At 25.6% G+C, this 4,118-nt stretch carries 3 protein-coding genes; all 3 read left to right on the top strand.

From position 1 onward, the window contains the following. Nucleotides 1-228 precede the first annotated feature (228 nt). Nucleotides 229-894, top strand: coding sequence for a YveK family protein (locus tag GBZ86_RS13360; RefSeq protein ID WP_152891435.1), 666 nt, complete (start codon nt 229-231; stop codon nt 892-894). Between the two features lie 26 nt (nt 895-920). Next, on the top strand, nt 921-1,658 hold the full coding sequence (locus tag GBZ86_RS13355) for a CpsD/CapB family tyrosine-protein kinase (protein WP_152891433.1): 738 nt from the start codon (nt 921-923) through the stop codon (nt 1,656-1,658). 88 nt (nt 1,659-1,746) lie between these two features. Further along, nucleotides 1,747-3,621: a polysaccharide biosynthesis protein gene (locus tag GBZ86_RS13350; RefSeq protein WP_152891431.1), complete on the top strand. Its 1,875-nt coding sequence runs from the start codon at nt 1,747-1,749 to the stop codon at nt 3,619-3,621. The last annotated feature ends 497 nt before the right edge of the window (nt 3,622-4,118 follow it).

Raw genomic sequence — 4,118 nt, 5'->3', positions numbered from 1 at the left:
ATAAAGAATTTTGTCGCACGAAAATTGTTACTCTCATATTTATTGTTTGCTATAATTTAAATTGTGTGAATATTTTCGCGTTTTTTCGAGTTTTTTTTCGTTTTATGTAATAAAATTACAAAATATGATAATATATAGATATTTTGTAATTTAATTTTGAAAATATTCTATATAAAAGTATTAGGGTCATTTTCTAAATTAAAATTACTAATAATTAAGGAGACAAGTATGGAAGAAAAAACTTTAAATATTAATGAAATTTTATATTCCATTAGAAAAAGGTTTAAAATTGTAGCTTTCTGTACTGGTATTATTATAGTGATATTCACTATAATAGCTTTTAAGTTTCAGAAACCAAAATATTATGCTACTACTAGAGTGTTTGTAGGTAAGTATGAAGAGTCCAAGCTTTATACTAGTAATGAACTTGATAGCTACAAACAATTAATGGCTACATATATGGATTTGGTTAAAACTGAAGATATAATAGCTAAAGCTTTAAAAGAAAATGAAAGCGACAAAACAGCGGGAGAAGTTTTAGGATCATTACAATTAGTAGCAAGTGATGTATCACCAACTATGAGAATAAAAGTAGCTGGAAAAAGTGAAGAAGATGCTAGTAAAACTGTAAGAATAGTTTTAACAGCCTTTGATAAAGTAACTAAGGAGCTTTTATCATCAGCTAAAATAGGTGTAATAGATTCTACAAAAACTTTTACTGTAAAACCAAACAAATTTAAATTTTCTTTAATAGGTTTTATATTAGGAATTGTATTAAGTTTAGCTATTGTTTTTGTATTAGATTATTTTGATAATACAGTAAAATCTAAAAAGGATTTAGAAGCAATGTTAGAACTACCTATTATAGGAACTATACCAAGAGAACACTTTTAAAATATTATAAGAAAGGAGAGAAGTATGTGCTTATAGTTGAAAAAGAACCTAAATCAATATGGGCTGAAACTTATAAAAGTTTAAGGACTAATTTACAATACTTAAATTTAGAGATTGAGAGTAAAACTATTTTAGTGACAAGTTCAGATGATGGTGAAGGAAAAACTACAGTTTCAAGCAATTTAGCTATGGTTTTAGCAGAAGATAAAGAAAAAGTTATTTTAATTGATTGTAATTTAAGAGAGCCTAATATTCATAATAAATTTGAGTTAAAAGGTGAAAAAGGATTAACTGAATTTTTATTAGAAAAAAATAAGCTTGAAGAAGTTATTCATGAGCAAAAAAATGGTCTTCATGTAATTGTAGCAGGAAGGATACCATACAATCCATCAGAGATAATAGGTTCTAAAGCTATGAATAGTTTGTTAAAAGATTTAAAAGATAAATATGATTACATAATTTTAGATTCACCAGCTATTCATGGATTTACTGATTCTAAAGTATTAGCTACAAAAACAGATTTTGTTTTACTTGTAGCAAGAGCAGAAAAAACTTTGAAAAATTCTATATTAGACGCAAAAAAAGAACTTGAAAAAATAAATGCTAATATTTTAGGAGTTGTAATAAATGATATTCCAGAAGCTGCTAGAAATCTTTATAATATGAGGATTAATAAAAAAGATGATAAGAAGAAAGGATTTTCTTTAATATCTAAATTATCTTTTAAAAGGCTAAATAAAAAGATTAAAACAGCAGATGCTTAATATTAAGGTTATAAAAAAGGTTAAATAGGTTTAAGGTTTTAAAAATAATATGTAAATGAGGTTAAATAAAGATAAGGGGGTGGGCTATATGACAATATCCCAAAACGTTAAAGTAGCATTCTTAGTATTAGCTGACATTATATTAATATCAATAGCTTATTTATTTAGTTTATATGTCAGATTTGCACCAGTAATGCCAAATGCATATAAAGAAGTTTATGCTAACAATATGTTAATAATAATAATGCTTTATATGATACCTTTTTATTTTTTAAAGATGTATAAAAGCTTGTGGAGAGTTGCAAGTATAGATGAGGTAATTATAGGTGGAATAGCGTGTTTTGTTGGTATGATATTAAACTTGTTAAGTATATTTGTTCTTTCGGTAGAAATTCCAATATCAGTTAACATTTTAGCAGCTATACTTATAACATTTTTTGTTGTAGGAATGAGGTTAGCTTTAAGAGCGCATAAAATAATGACCATACAATATCATTCCAAGAAAGCACATTCTAAAAGAGATAAGATTCTAATTGTAGGAGCTGGCTCTTGTGGAAGAATGATAAAGAGAGAAATCATAAATAATATAAATTCTAACTATGAATTAATAGGATTTATTGATGATGATAAAAATAAAGTTGGTACGCATATAAGTGGTATTAAGGTTTTAGGCACTAGAAATGATGTAAAAAGTATTTGTGCAAAATATAATGTAGAATTAATACTTATAGCTATACCTTCTATATCAGCAAATGAAAGAAAAAGTTTAGTTGAAATATGTCAGGAAACTAATGTTAAAACTAAAATAATGCCATCTATTAATGAATTAATAGGTGAAGAATTTAATTTAGGTAAAGCTAGAGATGTAGATTTAAAAGATTTATTAGGTAGAGTAGAAGTTAAGTTAGATAAAAAGGGAATAAAAGATTATGTTAAGGACAAAGTGGTATTAGTAACTGGTGGTGGTGGTACTATAGGATCAGAACTTTGTCGTCAAATAGCATGTTTTTCACCAAAGTTACTTTTAATTTTAGATATTTATGAAAATAATGCTTATGATTTGCAAAACGAATTAAAAAGAAAGTTTCCAAAGTTAAAGCAGCATGTAATTATATCTTCTGTTAGAGATAGAAAAAGAATGGAGCATATATTTAAAGAGTATGAACCACAATTAGTTTATCATGCAGCAGCTCATAAACATGTTCCTCTTATGGAATTTAATCCAGGAGAAGCAATAAAAAACAATGTAGTTGGTACATTAAATGTAGCAGAATGTGCAGATAAATACGGAGTTGAAAAGTTTGTATTAATATCTACAGATAAAGCTGTAAATCCTACAAATGTTATGGGAGCTACTAAAAGAATGTGCGAAATGGTAGTACAAGCTTTAAGTAGAAAAAGTAAAACGGAATTTGTAGCAGTAAGATTTGGAAATGTACTAGGTAGTAATGGATCAGTAATACCTTTATTCAAAAAACAAATTGCTGAGGGTGGACCAATAACATTAACTAATAAATATATAACAAGATATTTTATGCTTATACCAGAAGCGGCACAATTAGTATTACAGGCTGGAGGATATGCTGAAGGTGGAGAAATATTTGTACTAGATATGGGAAAACCAGTTAAAATTTTTGATTTAGCTAATGAGTTAATAAAACTTTCAGGATATAAACCTGGAGAAGATATTAAAATAGAAATTACGGGGTTAAGACCTGGAGAAAAGCTTTATGAAGAACTTCTTATGGATGAAGAGGGGTTAAAAGAAACAAAACATGAGAAAATTTTCATTGGTAAACCAGGTGATTTTGATATAAAAGAAATAAATTTAGCTATTGAACATTTAATTAATATAATAAAGTATGAAGATGAAGAGCTAATAAAAGTGGCTTTATCTCAAATAGTTAAAACTTATAAAAGAGAAGTTTTATCAGATGATGTATACGAGAAAAAAGCATCATAAAACAAGGACTAATTTTATAAAATTATAATTAATAATTAATATTTTACTTTTAGTAAATGGACATTAAATTTTAGTAAGGTTTAGATAAATTTAGGTTTTAGGTTAAAACATTTAAATTAAAAAATAGGTTAAATTTTTTTAGAAGCAAATTTTAATAATATATAAGGTAATATTTCAATAATAAAGGTTTTAGGTTAAAAATTAATAGGTTAAAAATAAATAAGTTACGGAAATAAAAATATTAAATCAAGGGGTTGATTTAATATAAAGGTTAAGTTTAGGTTTTTAAATAGATAAAGTTTAATATATAAATAAGTAATGTATCAGTATTTGATAAAAGATATAAGGTGTTATTCAAAGAGAACGGATTTAAAATAAATTTTTTAGGTTAAATTTAGGTTTTTAAAATTAATATAAATAAAAGATTTTAGGTTAAAAAACATAAGTTGAAACTTGCAATTGAAAATTAAATCAGGTTTCAACTTATGATTTAGTTA

The sequence above is a fragment of the Clostridium tarantellae genome (assembly GCF_009295725.1).
Lineage (GTDB): Bacteria > Bacillota > Clostridia > Clostridiales > Clostridiaceae > Sarcina > Sarcina tarantellae.
Note: the sequence above shows the minus strand (reverse complement) of the source record. Positions and strands in the feature narration are given on the sequence as shown.

What these genes read in the sequence shown, in the direction of transcription:
- GBZ86_RS13360 (WP_152891435.1), top strand. Translation starts at nt 229, where the DNA reads ATGGAAGAAAAAACTTTAAATATTAATGAAATTTTATATTCCATTAGA.
- GBZ86_RS13350 (WP_152891431.1), top strand. Translation starts at nt 1,747, where the DNA reads ATGACAATATCCCAAAACGTTAAAGTAGCATTCTTAGTATTAGCTGAC.